Annotated in this window: 15 protein-coding genes; 9 read left to right on the top strand and 6 right to left on the bottom strand. The window is 68.8% G+C overall.

Annotated elements, in window-relative coordinates; genetic code table 11:
* The first annotated feature begins 118 nt into the window (after positions 1–118).
* A complete protein-coding gene (locus WME79_RS14890) occupies positions 119–1,474 on the top strand; it encodes a hypothetical protein (protein WP_437535606.1) in 1,356 nt (451 codons plus the stop codon).
* 24 nt (positions 1,475–1,498) lie between these two features.
* Here the strand turns inward: WME79_RS14890 and WME79_RS14885 are convergent, their stop codons facing one another.
* Positions 1,499–5,668 carry a hypothetical protein gene (locus WME79_RS14885; protein ID WP_437535603.1) on the bottom strand — a complete coding sequence of 1,390 codons (4,170 nt, stop codon included), beginning with the start codon at positions 5,666–5,668 and terminating at the stop codon, positions 1,499–1,501.
* Between the two features lie 280 nt (positions 5,669–5,948).
* Entirely contained in the window at positions 5,949–6,752 is an 804-nt protein-coding gene (locus tag WME79_RS14880; protein ID WP_437535600.1) for a TetR/AcrR family transcriptional regulator, read from the bottom strand.
* Positions 6,753–6,889: 137 nt separating this feature from the next.
* On the opposite strand from WME79_RS14880, the gene WME79_RS14875 reads away from it, so the two are divergent.
* From WME79_RS14875 to WME79_RS14850, 6 genes are all read left to right on the top strand, one after another.
* Positions 6,890–7,288 carry a hypothetical protein gene (locus WME79_RS14875; protein WP_437535597.1) on the top strand — a complete coding sequence of 133 codons (399 nt, stop codon included), beginning with the start codon at positions 6,890–6,892 and terminating at the stop codon, positions 7,286–7,288.
* Entirely contained in the window at positions 7,285–7,884 is a 600-nt protein-coding gene (locus tag WME79_RS14870; protein WP_437535594.1) for a 6-bladed beta-propeller, read from the top strand. The genes WME79_RS14875 and WME79_RS14870 overlap by 4 nt, the downstream gene beginning before the upstream one ends.
* On the top strand, positions 7,881–8,753 hold the full coding sequence (locus WME79_RS14865) for a hypothetical protein (protein WP_437535591.1): 873 nt from the start codon (positions 7,881–7,883) through the stop codon (positions 8,751–8,753). Before WME79_RS14870 ends, WME79_RS14865 begins: the two co-directional genes overlap by 4 nt.
* A 285-nt stretch (positions 8,754–9,038) precedes the next feature.
* Complete coding sequence (locus tag WME79_RS14860) at positions 9,039–9,962, top strand: transposase (protein ID WP_437535589.1); 924 nt, start codon at positions 9,039–9,041, stop codon at positions 9,960–9,962.
* Between the two features lie 493 nt (positions 9,963–10,455).
* Positions 10,456–14,271, top strand: a complete 3,816-nt coding sequence (mfd, locus tag WME79_RS14855; protein ID WP_437535586.1) for a transcription-repair coupling factor — start codon at positions 10,456–10,458, stop codon at positions 14,269–14,271.
* A gap of 96 nt (positions 14,272–14,367) precedes the next feature.
* On the top strand, positions 14,368–16,140 hold the full coding sequence (locus WME79_RS14850; protein ID WP_437535583.1) for a metallophosphoesterase: 1,773 nt from the start codon (positions 14,368–14,370) through the stop codon (positions 16,138–16,140).
* A gap of 236 nt (positions 16,141–16,376) precedes the next feature.
* On the opposite strand, the gene WME79_RS14845 is transcribed toward WME79_RS14850, so the two are convergent.
* Complete coding sequence (locus tag WME79_RS14845) at positions 16,377–16,640, bottom strand: hypothetical protein (protein WP_437535581.1); 264 nt, start codon at positions 16,638–16,640, stop codon at positions 16,377–16,379.
* A 318-nt stretch (positions 16,641–16,958) separates the two neighbouring features.
* Here WME79_RS14845 and WME79_RS14840 point away from each other — a divergent pair, with 318 nt between their 5' ends.
* The gene (locus WME79_RS14840) at positions 16,959–17,402 is read left to right on the top strand and encodes a DUF2383 domain-containing protein (protein WP_437535578.1); all 444 of its coding nucleotides are present in this window, start codon (positions 16,959–16,961) and stop codon (positions 17,400–17,402) included.
* A gap of 117 nt (positions 17,403–17,519) precedes the next feature.
* On the top strand, positions 17,520–18,257 hold the full coding sequence (locus WME79_RS14835; RefSeq protein ID WP_437535576.1) for a hypothetical protein: 738 nt from the start codon (positions 17,520–17,522) through the stop codon (positions 18,255–18,257).
* A gap of 88 nt (positions 18,258–18,345) precedes the next feature.
* Here WME79_RS14835 and WME79_RS14830 read toward each other — a convergent pair whose 3' ends face one another.
* The 3 genes from WME79_RS14830 to recA all read right to left on the bottom strand — a co-directional run bounded on the left by WME79_RS14830 (position 18,346) and on the right by recA (position 21,321).
* Complete coding sequence (locus tag WME79_RS14830) at positions 18,346–19,062, bottom strand: hypothetical protein (protein WP_437535573.1); 717 nt, start codon at positions 19,060–19,062, stop codon at positions 18,346–18,348.
* A 565-nt stretch (positions 19,063–19,627) separates the two neighbouring features.
* Entirely contained in the window at positions 19,628–20,107 is a 480-nt protein-coding gene (locus tag WME79_RS14825; protein WP_437535570.1) for a single-stranded DNA-binding protein, read from the bottom strand.
* 185 nt (positions 20,108–20,292) lie between these two features.
* The gene (recA, locus tag WME79_RS14820) at positions 20,293–21,321 is read right to left on the bottom strand and encodes a recombinase RecA (RefSeq protein WP_437535567.1); all 1,029 of its coding nucleotides are present in this window, start codon (positions 21,319–21,321) and stop codon (positions 20,293–20,295) included.
* Between the last annotated feature and the right edge of the window lie 53 nt (positions 21,322–21,374).

The following is a 21,374-nucleotide window of genomic DNA, read 5'->3' as shown; positions in this document are numbered from 1 at the left end:
TCACTGTCCCTGCTCGAAGCGGCGACAGGATCGCAGGCCGCGGCGCTGGCCGCTCACGAGCTGAGAAGCTGTGCTTGCAGCGACAAGACATGGTTTGAAAGGAGACGAGTCGATGGTCATGCGCTCAATATCTGTTGGATTGCTGTGCGCCTTGATGGGGATGGGGTGCGGCGGCGACGACGAGGGTCAGCCGCAGAGCTGCTCGGTGGCCAAGCAGACAGGGTGCGCCGCGCCGCAGGTGTGCGAGGAGGTCGAGGGCGCTGAGCCCGCTTGCTTCGAGCCCGTGACCCTGAGGGGGCGCGTTTACGACTCGCTCGATGACAAGGCCATCGCGGGCGCGCGCGTGCTCGCGCGGGACCCGAGCGACGCGGTGATCTCGCGGGTGGCGATCACCGGGGCCGACGGGACCTATGAGCTCGTCGTGCCCGCGCGGCGCGACGCGAGCGGCGCTCCGGTCGAGGCCAACATCACGCTGCGCGCTGACGCGCAGGCTTATGAGACGTTCCCGAAGGCGCCGCGGGTCGCGCTGCCCATCGACCTCTCCACTGCGGCGGGCAAACCGCTCGCGATCGAGTCGGCGGCGACGGAGATCTCGCTGTTGCCGCTCTCGGACAGCGAGGGGCTCGGTTCCATCTCCGGGGTCGTGCACGCCGACCACCCAGGCGGGACGCTGCTGGTCGCGGGCGGCGCCACCGGCGCAGCCGACCTCGACGGCAGCTACACGATCTACAACGTGGCCGCGGGCGACGTCACGGTGAAAGGCTATGCTGCCGGCCTCGCGCTCGACACGGCGAGCGCGACCGTCAGCGCCGGCAAGGAGACGACGGGCGTGGATCTTCACTCGACCGGAGACGCCACGGCGGTGGTGAGCGGCAAGCTCGAGATCGTGAATGCTCCAGGGGGGAGCGCGACCTCGGTCATCCTCGTCGTGGCCGATACCTTTGACGAGGCGACCGCGCGCGGCGAGACCCCGCGAGGGCTCCGGCAAGGCAACGTCACCGGCGAGTTCTCGATCGCCGGGGTGCCCGACGGCGATTACGTGGTCCTCGCCGCGTTCGAGGACGACGCGCTCGTGCGGGATCCTGACACGTCGATTGGCGGGACCGAGATCGTGCGCATCACGGTCTCCGGCCAGGATCTGCCCGTCGCGGAGTCGTTCAAGGTGACGGGCGCGCTCGCCGTGGTCTCGCCCGGCGCGAGCACGCTGGAGGAGGTGAGCGGGACACCGACGTTCGTCTTCGAGGACGACTCGAGCGAAGATCTGTACGAGGTGCGGTTGTTCGACGCGCTCGGCGCGAAGATCTGGGAGAACCTGGAGGTGCCCAGGGTGTCGGGGAGCGAGAACGTCTCTGTCGAGTACGACGGTCCCGCGCTGATCCCGGGGATGATCTACCAGTTCAGGACCACCTCGAAGAAGGACGGCACGCCCATCTCGCAGACCGAGGATCTGAAGGGGGTCTTCGTCTACAGGTGATCGCAGGGCGCGCGGGCGCCGCCGTCAGCAGCGGCGGCGGCGGGCGCGGCGCGCGCTGCCGAGCGCCACGAGGACGCCGCACAGCACGAGCGCGCGGGCCGCTCCTGGCGCGTGCCCGGTCTCACCGCCGATGACGGCATACGCGCAGCTGAGGCTCAAACAGCAGCAGTGGCCCGAGGGCGCTCCTCCCTCGGATTGGCCTCCTTCCCCTTCCCCTTCCCCACCCCCGCCCGCCGCATCCCGGCCACCGCCGACCCCTGTGCCGCCCGCCCCGCCGGCATCGGTGGAGCAATCGCCGCCGGCGCCGTCACTCCTGCCTCCAGCCCCCTCGGCCGGTCCTCCGGCGTCGCCGCCGCCCGCTCCGCCACCGCCCGCTCCGCCACCGCTTGCGCCGCTGCCGCCCACGCCGCTACCGCCCGCGACGCCGCCGCCTGCGCCGTTACCGCCCGCTCCGCCACCGCTTGCGACGCTGCCGCCCGCTCCGCTGCCGCCTGCGCCGCCGCCCGCGCCGACTGCAGCCCCTCCCTCGTCTCCGCCTCCGACCCCTCCCGCCGTAACGCCGCTCGGCGTGTTCCGGCAGCCAAAGAAGGGATGGCACTCGTCCGTGGTCGTCGGATCCCCGTCATCGCAGTCGAGCGGGATGTCGCTCAGACAGAGTCCCTGGAAGCAGACATCGCTGCCGTTGCAGACATCGAAATCATCGCAGCTGGCGCCGTCCGGCAGGCTCACGTCGGCGGGACAGCTCCCTGCGCCGTCGCAGTACTCCCCGGGATCGCACAGCGAGGTCGCGATGCGGCAGATCGTGGTCGGCGGCTCGGCGGTGCACAGCGCCGAGCAGCAATCCCCGTTGCGCAGGTTGCCGTCGTCGCACTCCTCGCCTAGCCCGAGCTCGCCATCGCCGCAGATGGCGGGCCTCACCGTGAGCACCGTCGGATCGGCCGCGCCGGCGAACAGCGGCTCGTCGGTCATCGCGCTCGACTCGTTGACGCCGTCCGAGTCCGCGTCGAAGAAGAGCGTGCCCTGGTTCGTGACGACGAGTCCATCGGTCAGGGGAAGGAGGATCGCTTCCATCGTGAGCTCCACCCACTCCCCCGGCTCGACCTCGCCGTCCCAGCCCACCGTGTTGGTGGTGGGATCGGCCGAGACCGCGCCGCTGTCCGCGAACGCACCTTCCAGCAGGAGCTCGGGCGGGAGCACGTCCACGAACTCGAACCCTGCGTTGTCGGGCTGCAGGCGCCCCCCCGTGTTGCAGATGAGCGCCGTATAGGCGAGATCCTCGCCGGCGACGCGCTCGCCGAGGACCGTGAGATAGCCGATCAGGCGCGCTGGCACGGAGACGTCGATGCGCACGCCGCTCTCGTTGTTCTCCGGCTCCGGATCGTAGTCGCTGGAGCTCACCTTCGCCGTGCTCTCGACCTCCTCGTCGACCGTATGCGGCGCGAGCGTCGGCGCGACCATGGCGACCGCGATCGACGAGCTCTCCCGTGCGGCGAGCGAGGCGCGCCGGCACAAGAGCTCTTCGCCGGCGGGGTCGCACGTCCAGCCGGTCCCCGAGGCGCTGGCGAGGCTCGCCCCGGCGGGCAGCACGGAGGATACGACGACATTGCTCGCGTCGCCCGGCCCCTCGTTGGTGACCTCGATCGTCATGGTGAGCTGCGCGCCCGGCGACACAGGATCCGGCGCGGCCGTCTGGGTGATGGCCAGATCCGCCCCGCAGGCCCCGGCCACGACGGGCACCGCCGCGAGCGCGATGTTGTCGACCGCAACGCCGCACGGCCCGGGGCGCCCGAGATCCGTGCAGACCCGGCTGTTGTCCTGCGTGTAGTCGAATCGGAGCCGCACGGTCCGCCCGCGCAACCCCGCGCCAGGGAAGCGGATCGACACGCGCTTGCTCCCGCTGGAGCTGCCGGACCATACCGCGTTGTCCTCCAGGTAGTCCGGGTCGTCACGGGCTGGAAGGTGCTTGGGAAAGTGGTGGCTCCCGCCGGTGACGATCCGCTCGGCAAACGCCTCCGCGAGGACCGCCCTGGGCGCGGCGCCGGCCGTGAGATCCTCCACGCGCAGCGTCAGACCGTCGAACGCCTGGATGAGCTTTTGCGGATCGTCCTCCAGCTCGTAGGTCAGATCGAAGTCGAGCGTGACGTAGGAGTTCCCGGAGCTCTCCGGGATGGTCACGGAGGGCGACACCAGCGCGACGAGCGACGTCGCCGCCTTCTCGTCGTGAAATGCCGCATTGTTTCCGGGCGTCAGCGTCTGCGCGACGGTCCACGGCGAGGCGGAGGCCGTCCCGCCGGCGCGCACCGACTGCCAGCCGGAGGGCAGCGCGGGCGCGCTCGCTGCGTCGAAATCCTGGCGGAGGAGGACCTCCGCGGCGCCCGGCGAGCCCGTCTCGAGCTGGATCGGCAGCTCGATCGTGCCCTGAGCGGAGCTCACCGTGAGCGTCAGATCGATCGGCGTTCCCGGAGCGAAGTCCCGGGCCGTCCTGAGGACGAATGGCGCGTCGCCCGCGACGGTGCGGAGGGGCTCGATATCGGGGTAGAGCGCGCTCGCCCTCACGATGGTCACGGAGGGCGTCTCCGTGGACAGCGTGGTGGTGATCCGGGAGACGGTCGTCCTGCCGGAGATCGGGTTGGCGAGGTAGTTCTCGAGGTAGACGCCGACGTCGACGAGCTCCCCCGGATCGATGCGCTCGTTCGCGAGGGCGCCGCACGCGGTGTCCGCGATCCGCGCGCCCGCCGCGCGCAGCGGCGGGACGCGCGCGAGCTCGTCGAGGACGTCGAGGTGGACGTTCGACGCGATCAGGGAGGTCGACGACGGCTGCCCCTCGTCGAACCGCGGCGGGGTGGCCGTCATGCTGAAGACGCTGTAGAGCTCACCGGCGAGCGCCACGCCGCCGATGCGGTCGCCGAGGTTCTGCCGGGAGGCGTCGTTGCCATGGCCCGCATGAAAGGGGTGGTCCGAGATCGGCGTAGGCGGGCTGAACGAGGCGCCTTGATCGCTCGACGCGGTGTGGACGATCTCGGTCAGGTCCCCCGAGCTGTCGACATCCTGATCGTAGTAGACGACGTGCGCTGTGCCGGTCGTTCGATCGACAGCCACGAAGGGGAAGAACTGGGCCCGATCGCGCCCTGGATTGCTGTTGAGGAGGACGGCGGGGCCTGCGGTGCACTCCCCCGTGAAGGAGCGCAGGGCGATGTCCCCTGTCCCGCGGGCGCCGCTCCGCTGATAGACGACGTAGACCTGCCGCGTGGCCTGGTCGACGTCGATCGACGGGACGCTCCTTCCGTGATCGACGCCGAGGATCTGGTCTTCCGTGGGGTAGCTGGCCTCGTCGAGGAGGGTGAGCGGTTTCCAGGTGACGCCTCCGTCGATCGACCGGCGGCAACCGATGTTGCGCAGCGAGGTCCCCGGCTCGATGCCGCGAAAGACGGCATAGACGACCGAGTCCCGGTCGGTCGCCCCGGGGAGGATGCGCGCGCTCGGCCCGTCGAGATCGCCACCGGCGGGCGCTTGCGCGATCGTGGCCACGGGCGACCAGGTCTGGCCGAGATCGTCGGAGTGGCTGTAGAGGATCCTCGGAGACGCTCCGCCGCGCTGAACCCAGGTGACGGAGAGGCGCCCGGTCGCCGCGTTGACGTCGATGGAAGCCTGCTCGGCGCTCTCCCCCGCGACGAAGGCGGGGGTCACCTCGACCGGTGCGGACCACGAGGAGCCGGCCGCGCTGCCGGGGTTCGAGGCATGGATGCAGAGGCCCTGGAGGCCGTCGGCGGGGCGGACGTAGGTGGAGGAGCTGACGAACACGTCGCGGCGCGGATCGTGGACGACGCGGGGGGCGCCGAGCACCTGGCCGCCGGCGACCGAGGGCAGCGCCCCCGCGCCGCTCGGGCCGGGGACCTCGGCGAAAGACCTCCCGCCGTCGGCGGAGCGCGCAACCCCGGACAGGCTGATCGGATTCGCGAGGGCGCCGCGCGGATCGGTGTAGGTCGCGATGAGGATGCTCGCGTCCGCGTTGGCGGCGATCGCGGCCTGGTGCTGAGCGCCGAGCGCATCGACCGCATGCACGGTGCGATCGGCGCTCGCGACGGCCGCGAGCCGAGCTACGCCGAGCGCCTCCGGTTCGTCGCTGCCACAACCGGCGCCAGCGGTGAGGAGCCCCCCGCTGAGCAACCAAGCGACCGTGCGTCGCGCGCGCATAACACCTCCGAACGGAGATAGATGCCGCGAGCTCGCAGGACGTGCCGATTTCCCCGACATTGCGAGGCCTGTCCGGCGAACGGACGCGATGTGCTGGGGTCGGTCTCGCACAACTCCAGGGCAAGCCCCGCGCCGCGCGAGGGATGCGCCCAGTGCGAAGGCGCGCGTCGACGCGCTTTCCCTTTCTTCCTGGCCGGCGAGCCGTGTGCCAGGAGACTGTGCGCCGTGCGCGGAGCGTCCTGCGAGCGCCCTGGCGCCGGCAGGCGCCTGGGCGGAAGGCTCAGGCGCGGCGCCCGGGGCCGTCGCGGTCGTGGCTCGCCTGGGAGGCGGGCGGCTCGGGTGGACGGGCGGGGAGCACGAGGTCCGCGAGACGGCGTGCCGCGGCGAAGGCCACCTCCGCATCTCCGGCGGGGCCCACAGCGGACCCCTCACCCAGGTTCGGATCCTCACCCGGGGCGGACCCCTGACCCAGGTTGGGATCCTCACCCGGGTTGAGTGGGGTCCCACCCGGGACTCCACGCAGGGGCCCATCCAGACTGGAAGAAATCAGTACAGAAGGAATATTCCCGGAAGAAACCTCACAGGAAACCTCACCCAGGTTGGCGCGCCCGCTCAGCGCGAGCATCGCGATGCCGTGGAGGCCCGCGAAGAGCACGTGGGTATCTTCCTCCGGCCGCCTGCTGCCGTGATGGCGCAAGAGCTCGACGAATGAGCTCCAAAGAGGGCGCGCGAGCCGCAGGCGCCCCTGTTCGCGCAGGCGGGCGCGGTCGAAGCGGCGCTCAGCCATCAGCCAGTACAGGTCCGGATGGCACAGCGCAAACTCGACGTAACCGACGGCAAGCGACCGCGCATCGGCGCCAGCGAGCGCCCGCGCGTCGAGGCGCTCCGCGAGCCGCCGCCACCCGAGGCCATCGACGCGAATAAGGAATCCGTCGAGCGAGCCGAAGTGGTGATACAGCACCATCGTTGTCTGGCCCAGGAATGCGGCGATCTTGCGGGCCGTCAGATCGTCGCGCGTCAGCCGTCCCTCGTAGAGCGCCATGAACACGCGCTCCACCGGCTCATCGGCATCCATCACACCCATGCCCACCATCCTGCCACGTCCGCACCTCGCCCGTTGACGCCACCAGGATAACATTGTTATCCTTGGTCATGGGATGGTTGCTTCGCAACGCAACGTCGGTCGCAGCGGCGCAGCGCGGGGGCCGCTGGTTGGTGGGGTTGGCGCTTGCCGGGGCGTGCACGTCGCGACCGCCGACAGCGGACGACGCGCCTGCAGGGCCGTACGCGGTGGTGGACGGGTGGCCGCGTGTCCCTGACGGGATGGTGTTCGGCCCAGCGCTCGATGTGGCGGTCGACGCGCGGGGGCGTGTGCTGGTGAGCCATGCAGCCGGGCGCACGTCAGGGAACGACGAGCCGATCCGCGAACCCACGATCTTGGTGTTCGAGCCAGAGACGGGCGAGCTTCTCGACGCGTGGGGAGAGGGGCTGTTCTTCTATCCGCACGGGATCGAGGTGGATCGCAACGACTTCGTCTGGGTGACGGACTCCGAGCAGAACCGGGTGTTCAAGCTGACGGCGGAGGGGGATGTGGTCATGACCCTCGGCGAGGCGCCATGAAGGGCATCGGTGTGTGGATCCTCGTATTGGTTGCGGATATCGGGTGCGCGACGAGCCCGGAGCAGCTCGATCGGCCCACCAACGTGGCCTTCGGCGTGGACGGCGATATCTACGTGGCGGACGGCTACAACCATGCGCGGATCGCGCGCTTCTCCGAGGACGGCGAGTTCGTCATGGAGTGGGGCGAGAAGGGCTTCGGACCGGGACAACTCGACACGCCTCACGGCATCGTCACCGACGACGAGGGGCGCGTCTACGTGGCGGACCGGGAGAACGCGCGTGTTCAGGTCTTCAGCGCGAACGGCCAGTACCTGGCACAGTGGAAGAGCGCCGCGCTGGGGCGACCGTGGGCGATCGCCTTCGGACCTGACCGGCACATCTACGTTGTCGACGGAGGCGATCAGGATCCGGAGCGGCCGCGGGGTCATGTGCTGCGGATGAGCCTCGACGGGAAGATCGTGGACCGGTGGAGCACATCGGGGGACGGTCCCGGGGAGATCGACTGGGGGCACGGAATCGCCGTAGGGCACGACGGCAGCGTCTACGTCACCAGCCTGAGGGGTCGTGGCGTGCAGAAGTTCCGGAGGACGAGGTGAGGAGGAGAGCGCGCGGGCTGGCGCTCACGGTCACCGTGGTTGCCTCGGTCGGGGCGGCGCCGAGCTGGGCACAGACGACGGGGGACATTCCGTCGCGACCTGGCGGCCGCGGCCATGTCGCGCTGTACGGTATCTTCACAGAATCACCGCAGGACCGGACGGTGGCTACGATTCATGTCGCGCCGCAGATCGCGGCGGGCCTTCGCCTGAACAGCTGGCTGCTCGCAACCACGGACGTCACCTCGGCCTGGACTACGTTTCGGATCGAGGGCGAGGCGCGGCGCTCGTCGTTTCGCTTCGGGAATCCGTTCGTGACCGTGCAGGCGGCGCTTCTCGAGGAGCGAAACCGCTCGATCTATGCCGGGATCGGGGTCGCACCGCCGGTGACGACGTTCCCTGGCTCCATCCCCGAAAATACGGAGGTCGAATACAATTACGCCGTAGCTACGGCCGCGCGCGGGTTCGCGGACTACTGGATGTGGGCACCGAACGCGATCCCGATCGCGCTGTTGCTCCGCAGCCGGGCGGAGCTGTCCATCCCGGTGATCGTTGGCGCTGAGCTGGATCCAGCCGTGCTCGTTTCCGTGAACGCCAACCCGTCTCGGCTGGCGGTCGTAGCCGCCGCGCACGCGGGCTTGCGAATGGGTCCGCTGACCCCCGGAGTGCGAGTGCAGATGCTCGCGCAGTCGGTGCCGCTCGCAGGGCGAGATTTCTCACAGTGGGCAGCGATCTTGTATGCAAATGTGGAATTCGATCCGGTGTTCGTACGCTCCCAGGTTGCCGTCAACCTGGATGCGCCATCCGGGCTGACCGGGCAGCGAGGAGCGACAACGTGGGGGGTATCGCTGGGAGGCGGGGTCCACCTGTAGAGCTGTTGAGCCCCTTTGGTTTTGTTACCGACCCACGAGGCATCGCCAGCATCATCTTCATTGCCTTCACAGCAGCCGCCGTCTACCGAGCCACGTTGAGACGTCGCGCTCGACTGACGTTGCGCTCTGCAGCGCTCGGCACGCGCTCTGCCCTGCCACCCCGACCTGACCATTGGGTGGCGACAGGTGGCGGAGAGGATGGCGGCCGCCACCCGCTCGGTCACCCAAATCCTCAAAAATCGGCGAATTTCGAGACTGGCACGGCGCTTGACGTAACCATCTGGCATGAGCCAGCCTCGTGCTATCGTTCCCGGCGCTACGTATCTTCTCACCCGCCGTGTACTGCGAAGGCATTTCCTCTTCCGCCCCGATTCCGCGATCACACGGCTCGTGATCTATACCCTGGCGGTCTCGGCCAACCGCTATGGTATCCTCGTACACGCCCTCTGCGTGATGTCCACGCACATTCATATCGTTGTCACAGACACACATGGCGAGCTCCCACGATTTCTGCAGAGATTCCATCGACTTGTCGCTCTCGGGACCAAGATCTTGCGCGCGTGGGAGGGGCCGGTGTGGGACCATCGAGCGACGAGCGTGGTGCGGCTAGCAACACGGGACGCTCTGGTGGAGAAGATCGCTTACACGCTCGCAAATCCGGTTGCTGCTGGTCTCGTACAGCATGCACATGAGTGGCCAGGAGCCAAGGTGCTCGTCGGCGACATCGGCCGCGGCGTGCTGTGCGCCCAACGCCCTCAAATATACTTCAATCCACAGAACCCCGAATGGCCAACCGACGTAGCGCTTGCGATCACGCTTCCACCGTCTATTAACGATTGCGACGCTGACAAATTTCGCCGCGAGATCACCGGAAGAATCGATCTGCACGAGAGACAGGCTCGCGCTATCCTACAGCGACAAAGACTTGATTTTCTAGGGGCCACGCGCGCGAGGAACATTTCTCCTTACAAGCGAGCAACGAGCATCGAGCCACGTGGCGATCTCAATCCAACATTCGCAGTCGGCCGCGGACAGACAGACGCACAGAACGCCGCCATCGCGACCGTCCACGCCTTTCGCATCGCATACCGACATTCGATCAATCAATGGCGCGCAGGTGTACGCAGCGTAACGTTCCCTGCGGGAACGTGGTGGATGCGCGTGTTCCACGGGGTCACCGTTAACGAGGGCGAGCCTGCGGCCGCATAGACGCAGGACCAGCACACGTCGACAAAATCACATCAGAAGCGGAAACCAGGGATATCAGTTCGCCCGTCGCACAACACGACCGAAGCCTGGATACGGCGTTGTTGCAGGCGACGGGCGGGACCAAACATTCGTTCTCCTTCGAGGCTCAACTCATGCGCAACGAGGGGCATTCGGCTGGCCAGCAGGCGCACTGGCTCATCAGCTCGTATTTGCTCGAGGCGGTCAGGGTAGCGCGAACAGAGTCCGAGCGGTCGAAAGGTCTGCATGGAGTCGAGCGTCGACATTACCATCGTGAGGAGCTGTGATTCAGAACCGAGGCCGATCTTGCGTGCGCGTCGTGTAGCGCCCCCGCCTACGACGTCTACGCGATACGCTTCCAGCACGGTGGGGTTGCGCCCCCGGCCACAGCACGGTGGGGTTGTGCCCCGTGCGCGGCGCGAACCACGGTCAGGTCGCGACCGCGACAACAACGGCGGGTCGAATCGCGCCGCCCATGCTAGACCGCGCTGCGCCGATGCCCCCCGAGCGCTCCCTCACCTCCACCTCGAGCTCCCCGCTCAGCGCCACGATCGCCGAGCTCTCAGGCCACGTCGACGACAGCGCCTCGAACGATACCGCTACCAGCGGCTCGCCCGCCTCCACGCCGGCCGACTTCGAGCCGCTCCCGTCGTTCGATCTCCCGACAGACCGCCGGGTCGTCACACCCCGTGAGCTCGCCGCAGAGCTCGCCGCGGCGCCGCCTGGCACCCGTCATGTCACAGGCTCGGCCGGCTCGGCCGGCGCCCTCGTCATCCGTCGCCTCGTCACGGCCGCCGCCGGGCGCCGGATCATCGCCCTCACTCCCGACGTCGACAGCGCCCGCGCTCTGGCGGCCGATACCTCGTTCCTGCTCGTCGATCGGGACGCCGATGACGCCGAGGCCGCCGGCTCGACCACGTTCGGCCGCGTCCTTCTCTACCTGCCGAACGAGGCCAGCCCTTACGCGGATGTCAACCCGGACCGCCGGGGCGCCCAGACCCGCCTCGCCACGCTCTTCCACCTCGGCATGGACCTTCCCTGGTCGGTCCTCGTCTGCCCCATCACCGCGCTCGCCCGCAAGGTCGTACCCAGGGACGAGATCACCGAACACGCCGAGCTCGTCATCGCCGAACAGGAGATGGATCGCGACGCGCTCTCGGCCCGCCTCGGTGCATCCGGCTACGTCCGCAGCCCCCTGGTTGAAGACCCCGGGACCTTCGCCGTCCGCGGCGCCCTCCTCGATGTCTGGGCGCCCTCCGCCGAGCTGCCGGTGCGCATCGACTTTTACGGAGACATCGTCGCATCGATCAAGACCTTCAACCCCGACGACCAGCGCACGGTCGCCGACGTGAAGGAGGTCTGGATCCCGCCGGCGCGCGAGGCGATCCTCACGCCTGCCAATGTCGAGCGGGCCCGCCAGCGGGTACGCGCCGCGTGTGACGTCATCGACTTTCCCTCAACCAAGGCGCGCGCCTTGGTCGACGACGTCGCGAGCGGCCGCGCCTTCTTCGGGGCCGAAGGCTATTTGCCTGCCTTCATCGACCTCGCCTCCTTCACGTCGTACCTGCCGGACGACGCGCTCATCGTCCTTGAGGACCCATCCTCCGTCACCGCCGCCGTGCGCGACGAGCTCGGTCGCGCTGCGGCCGATCGGAGCCACAAGGACCGTGAGCCGCACTTCCCGCTGGCCGCCTTCTACGAGGACGAGGCACACGTTGCCTCGTGGCTCGGCGCGCGTGCCGTGGTTGCCCTGCACCGCACCGGGGTTGAGGGTGCTGCGGAAGACCGGAACTCGCTGGAACGCTTCGAGGTCGTCCCTGAGGACGTCCCGTCGCTCGCAACGCGCGACCAGTCGGACCTCGAGCGCGCCATCAAGACCGCCCGCGCCTCACACGGCAAGCAGGGCGCCCTAGACCCACTCGTTCGTCGCGTGGTCGCTTGGCAAGAAGCGGGCCTACGAGTGCTTATCGCCGCACGCGCGCAGACCCAGGTTGAGCGCCTCGTCGCCCTGCTCCGCCATCGCGACGTGAGGGTGAAGGCCAACCTCGGTCCGTTCGACCCCGCGTTCTTCGACGGCAGCAGCTCCGCGTCTCCGCGCGACACGGCCCTCGTCGTCACGGGCTCTCTTGCGCGCGGCGTCATCGCTCCCGCGGAGGGGCTGGCGCTGGTCACGGAGGAGGAAATCTTCGGGGCCCGCGCTCACCGCCGCGCCGCACGCGCCGCCGCCTCCTCCACGAAGCCCTCGCAGGCCTTCCTCGAGGACCTCCGCAACCTCGGCGTCGGCGACTACGTCGTCCACGTGGAGCACGGCATCGGACGGTACCTTGGCCTTGTCCACAAGCAGGTCGGCTCAACCACGGTCGATCTCATCGCCGTCGAGTACGCCGGGGGCGACAAGCTCTACCTCCCGGTCTACCGCCTGAACCAGATCCAGAAATTCAGCGGCGGCGAAGGCGCCCCCAAGCTCGACCGGCTCGGCGGGCAGACGTTCGCCAAGACGAAGGCGCGGGTCGAGAAGAGCGTCCGCAAGATGGCCGACGAGCTCCTCCGCCTCTACGCCGAGCGCCGCGCCGCCACGGCAGAGCCCGTTCCACCGCCGGACGACGATTACCGCGCCTTCGAGGCGACGTTCCCCTTCGACGAGACGCCCGACCAGGCCCGGGCGATCACCGAGGTTGCGGCCGACCTCGAGGCCGGCCGTCCGATGGACCGCCTCGTCTGCGGCGATGTCGGGTTCGGAAAGACCGAGGTTGCCATCCGCACCGCCTTCCGCGCCGCCAACGCCGGCAGGCAGGTCGCCGTCCTCTGCCCAACCACGGTGCTCGCGCAGCAGCACTACCTCAGCTTCCGCTCGCGGATGGCTTCCTACCCCATCGAGGTCCGCGTCATGTCCCGCTTCCAGACCAAGCAGGAGCAGGACGAGGTCTCCCGTGGCCTCCGCGACGGCAGCGTCGACGTCGTGATCGGCACCCACCGCCTCCTCTCCAAGGACGTCCACTTCAAGCGGCTCGGCCTCCTCGTCGTCGACGAGGAGCAGCGCTTCGGCGTCACCCACAAGGAGCGCATCAAGGCCCTCAAGACCAACGTCGACGTCCTCACGCTCTCGGCCACCCCCATCCCCCGCACCCTCCAGATGGCGGTCTCCGGCCTCCGCGACATGTCGATCATCACGACCCCCCCGGTCGATCGCCGCGCCATCCGCACCGTGGTGACCCGCCACGACGAGGCCGTCCTCCGCGAGGCCGTCCTCCGCGAGCTCGGCCGCGGTGGCCAGGTGTTCTACGTCTACAACCGCGTCGAGGGCCTCTACGAGCGCGCCGCCCGCCTCGCCGAGCTCGTCCCGAGCGCCCGCATCTGCGTCGCCCACGGCCAGATGAGCGAGCAGAACCTCGAGCAGGCCATGCTCGACTTCGTCGAGGGGCGCTACGACGTCCTCTGCGCCACCGCCATCATCGAGAGCGGCCTCGACATCCCCCGCGCCAACACCATCCTCATCGACCGCGCCGACATGTTCGGCCTCTCGCAGCTCTACCAGCTGCGCGGCCGCGTCGGCCGCTCCAAGGAGCGCGCCTACTGCTACCTCATCGTCCCGCCCCCGAACGCCATGACCGACGAGGCCCGCGCCCGCATCGAGGCCCTCGAGCGCCACACCGAGCTCGGCTCCGGCTTCCAGATCGCCTCGCTCGACCTGGAGCTGCGCGGCTCCGGCGACCTCCTCGGCGCCGAGCAGAGCGGCACCGTCGCCCAGGTTGGCTTCGAGCTCTTCTGCCAGATGCTCGACGAGGCCGTCCACGAGCTGCGCGGCGAGCCCGTGGTTCACGACGTCGACACCGAGCTCTCTTTCGACGCCGATGCACTTCTGCCAGAAGAGTACATTTCCGACGTAGGCGTACGTCTCTCCCTCTACAAGCGGCTCGCCGGCGCCTCCTCGACCGAGGATGTGCAGGACCTCGCGGTCGAGATGGAGGATCGCTTTGGCCCGCCCCCGCTCGAGGCGCGCCGGTTCGTGCACCTCATGCGGCTCAAGACCGAGCTGCGCCGGCTGAAGGCGCTCGCATGCGAGGCGAGCGCCAAGGGGGTCACGCTGCACCTGCGCGAGGACACCCCGCTCGATCACGCCAAGGTGCTCAAGCTGGTCCAGCCGAAGAGCTCGCCTTACCGACTCTCGCCCGACATGCGGCTCACCCGCCGAGCCAAGGAGGGAGAAGCCTTCACGAGCGGTCTGGAGGCGACCGACAAGCTCCTCAGCGAGCTCGCCGGCTGCCTCAAGGAGGGCGGTGATCTCGCCTAGCGTGAGTGCCCACGACGTCGTCGCGCCCCGCTGAAGCGCGCGGGCGAGGCGACGCGGCGCTCCGGCGGTGATACCCTCCCTTGAGCGGAGGGACGGATGATCGATCGCCCGGATCGCGAGCAGCTCGCGGCGCTCCAGCGGAGCGTCATGACCTGCTGGTACAGCCCCTTCCAGCTGGCCCGCTCCGCGCTCGACATGACCGTCTCCCGCCTGATGGGCGCGCGCGGCGATTTCCGCCTGCTCGAGGCGATCGCGGGGCCGCAGCCGCCCTTCGATTACGCCGTCCGAAACGGCGTCATGCGCGACGAGCTCTGGATCGATTACGTGGCGGACACGGGCGATGGCTTCAACCCCACCTACGCGATCGCCAGCCTGCTCGCGCGGCCGGTCCTCTCGCTCGGCGGCCGGGAGACGAGGCGCGGAGAGGTGCTCATCATGGGCGGCGACCAGGTGTACCCCTCGGCCACGCGTCAGGCGTACTGGACGCGGCTCGTCGAGCCCTACGCGGCCGCCGCGCTCCCGAAGGCCGATGTGACGGAGGCGCCGCACCTGTTCGCCATCCCTGGCAACCACGACTGGTACGACGGGCTGATGAGCTTCATGCGCCTCTTCGGCCAGAACCGCACGCTCGGCGCCTGGAAGACGTCCCAGTCGCGGAGCTACTTCGCGCTGAAGCTGCCTCATGGCTTCTGGCTGCTCGGCGTCGACATCCAGCTCGAGTCCGACATCGACCAGCCGCAGATCGAGTATTTCTGCAAGCTGGCGAGGCACGACATGCGCGACGGCGACCGCGTGATCCTCTGCACCGCCGAGCCCGACTGGGTGAAGGGCGCCATCTACAACCCAGAGCTCCAGAGCAACCTCGCCTTCTTCGAGAAGCAGATCGCTGACGCTCGGCCCGGGGTCGAGATCGTCGCGCGCATCGCCGGAGATCTGCACCACTACCGCCGCCATGAGTCCGTGGACGGCCGGCAGAACATCATCGCCGGCGGCGGCGGCGCGTTCCTCCACCCGACCCACGGCGAGCCGGTCAGCGTGGTCCGCTCCGGCGCGGGCACCGACCAGCGCCCTTATACGTTGCGTGCCTCGTTTCCGTCAGAGTCGGAGTCGCGCCGCCTCGCCTGGCGCAACCTCTCGTTCGCTCGGCACAACCTCGGCTTCTGGCCTGCCGCCGCCTTCCTCTACATGCTCTCCTCACTGACGCTGCCCCGTCCCGGGCCGGGGGCCGTGGGGTGGGTCCTTGTCGTCGTGCTCGTGTTCATCGTCTTCACGGACACCTACAAGACCTGGTATCGCCGGTTCGCGGGCTCGCTCCATGCGCTCGCGCACCTCGCGGCGGCGCTGGGGCTCGCGCACCTCGGCGGCGCGCTGCTCGGCGTCGACGTCCAGGACCTCCCGTCCATGTGGAGCCTCCTCGGCGTGACGCTCTTCGTCGGCGCCACCGGCGCCGTGGTCGGGTCGACGATCATGGGCGTCTATCTCCTGATCTCGCTCAACGTCGCGCGACGGCACGGCAACGAAGCGTTCTCGGCGCTCCGGATCCAGGACTACAAGAACTTCTTGCGGATTCACGTCCATTCCGAGGGCCTCACCCTCTACCCCATCGGGCTGAGGAAGGTGCCGCGCGCATGGAAGGTGGCCGACGACCGCAAGCCCGGCGAGCCGCGCTTCATCCCCGCCCGCGGCGCGCTGGCGCCGGAGCTCATCGAGGAGCCCGTCACCATCCCGATCGCGCAGCAGCCACGCCGGACCGACCAGCTCACGATCGACGCGGCGGGCGCCGGGCCCCGCGAGTGCCCTGCGGGCGAGCGGCGGAGTCGCCCCCCCGCAGCCGGCGCCGCGGCGGGAGCTGGCGCGCCCGACCTATAGAGGCACACGGGAGCCCGGGCGATCGTTCCTTCTGCATGAGGCAGTTCGCCTCAGCCGGGACATTCTGCCTTTTGCGCTGGCAAGCACAGGCGCATCCGGGCGATCGAATTGTTCGAATTGTAGAAGCGGTCGACCGCAGAAGGACCTCTTCCTTGCCGAGCTCGCCCCGCGCTCCGGCACGCGCAAACGTGAGGTCAGAGGACACAGCGACGTTTTCTCGCGCGAGCCGGCTGCGCTCAGGGCGACGCGGCGGCGTTGGGCAGCCTCAGCGGAGCGGCCTTGGGACAGATCTCGCGCAGCTCGCCGGGGGGCGAGAGCGGATCGGGGCCTTCCCTGGGGCAGGAGCGCGGGCCATTCGCGATGGCGTCCTGCGCACGGTCGTCCGGGGTCCATTCGCGGTTGATGCTGGGCGCGTTCGCGAGACCCTCGGCGCAAGCCGCGGAGGCGACGAGGAGCAGCGCGAGCGCGGCGCGCATCAAGCGGCCAAGAGAGCGTTTCATAGGCACATCCCATCTCCCCGCGGCGCCGGCGCTGGCGGCGCCGGTCCACGGAAGCTGTCAGCGTTTCCCGGTTTCCCGTCTCCCGTCTCTCGACGTGTTTCACGGTCCGTGCCAGGTCGAGGCTGCCGGACCGATCGGGAGGCCAGGCCGCCCGCCGCGGCCGCCGACGGCAGCCTCGAGCGGCGGCCGAACCGGGCGCGACAACGGCGACCACAAGTTCCGGCGACGACGTGCGCATGGCTTGCGCCCCCACGCAAATGCCCCAGGTGGTGGGCGGGGGGGTCCGAGCGGAGCGCGATCCCGGAAGGAGTGTCCATCATGGCGAGAGACGTCATCGAGGTGCTCAACGACCTCATCCAGCTCGATCGCGACGCGATCCCCGCTTATGACCGCGCCATCGAGGCGTGCGAGCACGCTCATACCAAGGAGAGGCTCGCGAGCTTCAGGGACGATCACGCGCGCCACGTGGTGGATCTGACCGCGCATGTGACGTCGCTCGGCGGCATCGCGGCACAGACCCGCGACCTCAAGGGCAAGCTCATCGAAGGGTTCACGGCGATCACGAGCCGGGGAGACCAGAGCGCGCTCCTCGCCATGCGCGGCAACGAGGAGCTCACGAACCGCCGGTACCAGGCGGCGCTGGACGAGTCGCTCACGGCCGAGGCGCGCGCGATCGTCGAGCGCAACTATGCTGATGAGCAGCGGCACCTCGCGTGGATCAAGGACGCGCTGTCAAGGAAGGTCTGGGAACAAGCCGCCTAGTGGGCGGTCGGCCCGCGGCGGTGGTGAGTACGATCGGAAGCATGTTCTACGGTTGGGGGTAATATGAAATTGAATCGGTCCATCCAACTCGCGCTCGCCATGGGAGCGCTCGCGGTCGTGCCGGCGCTCGCGGCCGCCCAGACGGGCGGCACGGGCTCGCCGCAGCAACGCGAATCGGGCACGCCGGGAGCGGCGCAGGGCGGTGCGCTGCATCATCAGGGCGACAAGCCCGGCCCGAGCGGCGCACAGCGCACGCAGCAGCAGCAGGGGCAGAGTCAGAAGAAACAGGCGCTCAATCTCCAGGAGCAGATCTCGTTCCCGGTCGAGGAAGGGTGCACCTACACGGCCTCCGTGAACGGTCGGATCGATCCCGTCGCCGCGGGCAAGTCGCAGCAGCCGTCGGGTGGCGGCAACCTGGGACGGGGCGGCGCGGGTGTGCAGGGCCAGACCGACGGCAGCCAGGCCCAGGCCCATGCCGGCGGCGCTCAAGGCGGCAGCCAAGCCCACGCAGGCGCCCAGGCCGGCCGGGCTCAAGCGGGCGGCCAGGCTGGGCCAGGTGCTGACTACCGCGAGGGTCAGGAGCGGGTGAAGCCCAACCTCACCGTCGCTGCCAGCGTCAGCTGCCCGAACGCCGTCGATCTCAAGGTCTCGGACACGCTGAAGACGGACAAGGCCATCAGCCGCTCGGAGCTCGAGGAGATGATCTCGCGTCGAACGAGCATCGCGACCGAGAAGGGCGGACGCTTCTGCATGTACGTGCCGCAGTTCGAGCTGACCCGCGAGAAGCTGAGCGGAAAGGGCATCGCCCAGCTCTGCCGCGTGCCCGCGGCAGCCGAGAAGGGCGGAATGCCGTAAACGCCGAAGGGGGGAGCGGGCGATCCTGAGGGCGCACGCCGTCAGGATCGCCCGGTGAACGCTCTGCTGCGCCCGGGGGCGCGCCGGCTCAGGGCAGCGGGCAGGAGTTCAGCCTGCCGATGACGAAGGGCCGCGCCGGGACGGTCGCGCTCGTGATCGGGAAATAATTGGCGGCTGAAACCGAGGTGACGCTCCAGGTGTGGCCCACGGGGACTCCCGAGGCATCGGTATAGATGCGCATGTAGCCCGTCCCCGGCCCTGCGACGAAGTCGCTGCACGTGCTCGTCCACCGGCTGTCACGCCAGGTGGTGCTGCATCCGTGGACCGAACTGGTGGAGTCGGCGATCGGCAGCGCCCACTGCACCGTGCCCGAGTAGATCGGGTTGAGGGCCGTCGCGAGCTGCTGCGCCGGGCCCGTGATGATGACGGTGTGCCCACCGTATGCGGTCTGTACGCCGCCTGCCACCGTCTTGTTGATGACGAGCACGTCACCCGCAGCGACGTTGGAGATGTTCGAGATCAGCGAGACGATGGCCCCGGGCTTGGTGAACTCGGTATAGTACTTCTCCGAGCTCGGGCTCGTCGAACCCCAGTAGGAGGACATCTTGGCCGCGTCGTTCACCGCGTCCGTGATCGGATCTGGGTCGAACCAGAACTCCTCTTTCTGAACGCCCGTGAGGAAGACGGCTCCGGCCGCCGATGGCGTACCGGCAGCGATGAAGTCGAGCGCTCCGCTGGATAGCAGGGAGCACGCATCGGCCGGGGCAGCGCCGAGCGCGACGAAAGAAGCAGCAGCAGATACCATCAGAAAGCGAACCGCATTGCTGAGCATGAAGTACCTCGGTTGACGGTTACCACGTTGCCGTTCCGCAGGCCGAGCAGATTCGGTTGAGGAGGTCGATCGTGTACAGCCAGAGAATCGCACCTGGTCGCGTCGAGCCTAGCATCCAGTGTTTACTTCCAACACACGGCATTCGTCAACACACTTCGATCACATTCTCCATCCATTCAATCATTTTTCTGTGCGCATGTAGGAGACGAGAGCTCTTCAGACGGCACTGCCGGATACTGTCCACCGCATGATGGTGACCTGGAGTCATCGAATCAGTCATCGAGCTCATCGTGCCGCATCGTGCGGCTGACGCTGCGCGCCAGGGCCCGCGGAGGGCGGCGTCGCGACATATCGCCCTGGAAACTGGCCTCAGCGGAATCCAGCAACACGCCAATCGATGAGCACTGGGCCTCGATGGGGCCGCAATGGCGACCGCAGGAAGGGAATGTCGCCAACCGGGTGAGACGAGGCACACTGGGAACGCCGCGAGGCGGCTCGAAACAAGCCGCCTCGCCCCCGCCCGTCCGGACGGACCGCCTCAGTACGGCATATCATCCAGCGCAGGCACCTCCGGGGGCCGCCCTCGCGCGCCGTTCTTCCCGAGCCGCGCCGTGGTCGGCACGCTCGTCCCGGGCTGCGTCGGCTCGCCGTCGTCCTCCAGACCCTGCACGGGCTCCGCCATGAGGGACCGCCGCCCCGCGAAGCGGAGATCCCGCGCGATCACCTCGGTGCGGTAGCGCTTGATCCCGTCCTTCTCGTAGCTCGACGTGCGCAGCCCGCCCTCGATGAGCACGCCGTCCCCCTTCGTCAGCACCTTGGCCAGCGCCTCGGCGCGCGGCCCCCAGAACACGATGCTGTGCCACTCGGTGCGTTCCTTGGGCTCCTTGTTCTTGTCCACGAACGACTCGTTCGTCGCCATGCGCAGGTGAAGCACCGGGGTGCCGTTGCCCGTGTAGCGCAGCTCCGGATCCGCGCCGAGATTGCCCATGAGGATCACCTTGTTCAGTCCTTCGTTCATGACATGCTCCAGTCCGTTGATGTGTTGTCGTCTGCTGTCGTTCTCGTGTCCGTGTCGTCTCTGTCGTCGCTCACCAGCCGCCGGCGTTCGACGCGCTGCGCCTCTCACGAGGCGCGGCGTCGTCGCGCAGCGAGAGCCGCCGCGCCGGCGGCGGCGAGCCGCCGGGCGCGCCGGCCGCTTCGAGCTCAGGAGTCCATCGCCGCGGTGCTACCGGGTCGCGCCGGCGCTGCCGCGTCGACGGCGGCGCGGAGCGACGTGGCGAGCGTCGGCTTGCCCAGGAGCGCCTCGCGGGCGCGCTCCCTCCCCTGCCCGATGTGCTCGCCCGCGAACGACAGGTGCGCGCCGCTCTTCTCCACGACCCCGAGCTGGCAGGCGAAGTCGATGAGATCCGCCGCGCCGTCGATGCCCGCTCCCCACCGTATGTCGAACTCGGCTTCGCGGAACGGAGGAGCCATCTTGTTCTTGACCACCTTGACGCGCGTCCTGCTGCCGATGGCCTCGTCGCTCACCTTCACCGGCCCCACCCGGCGCACGTCGAGCCGCACGCTCGCGTAGAACTTGAGCGCATTGCCGCCGGTCGTCACCTCGGGATTGCCGAAGACGACGCCGATCTTCTGCCGGAGCTGGTTGATGAAGATGAGCGTGGTGTCGGTGCGGTGACATATGCCCGTGAGCTTCCGCAGCGCCTGGCTCATCAGCCGCGCCTGGAGGCCCATGTGCGAATCGCCCATGTCCCCCTCGATCTCGGCCTTGGGCGTGAGCGCAGCCACCGAGTCGACGACGATCACGTCGACGGCGCTCGAGCGCGCGAGCATCTCGACGATCTCGAGCGCCTGCTCGCCGTTGTCCGGCTGCGAGACGAGCAGCCTGTCGATGTCGACGCCGACCGAGCGCGCGTACGTGACGTCGAACGCGTGCTCGGCGTCGATGAACGCGGCGACGCCGCCCGCGCGCTGCGCCTCCCGCATCGCGTGCAGCGTGAGCGTCGTCTTCCCCGACGACTCGGGGCCATAGATCTCCACGATGCGCCCGCGCGGGTATCCCCCGATCCCGAGCGCCGCGTCGAGCGACAGCGATCCGGTCCGGATCAGGCCGATGTCCCGGGTCTCGTTCTCGTCGTTCAATGACATGATCGCCCCCTTCCCGAACTGCTTCTCGATGGTGCCGACGACGGTCTTCACGGTGCGGAGCTTCTCAGCGATCTCGGTCATCATCTCGGTCTCTCCTTTTCGACGTGCGTTCGTTGCTTGTTGCGTGTTGGCTGTTG

Source organism: Sorangium sp. So ce726 (assembly GCF_051521405.1).
GTDB lineage: Bacteria > Myxococcota_A > Polyangia > Polyangiales > Polyangiaceae > Sorangium.
The sequence above is the reverse complement of the archived record's forward strand: the minus strand, read 5'-3'. Positions and strand labels throughout refer to the sequence as shown.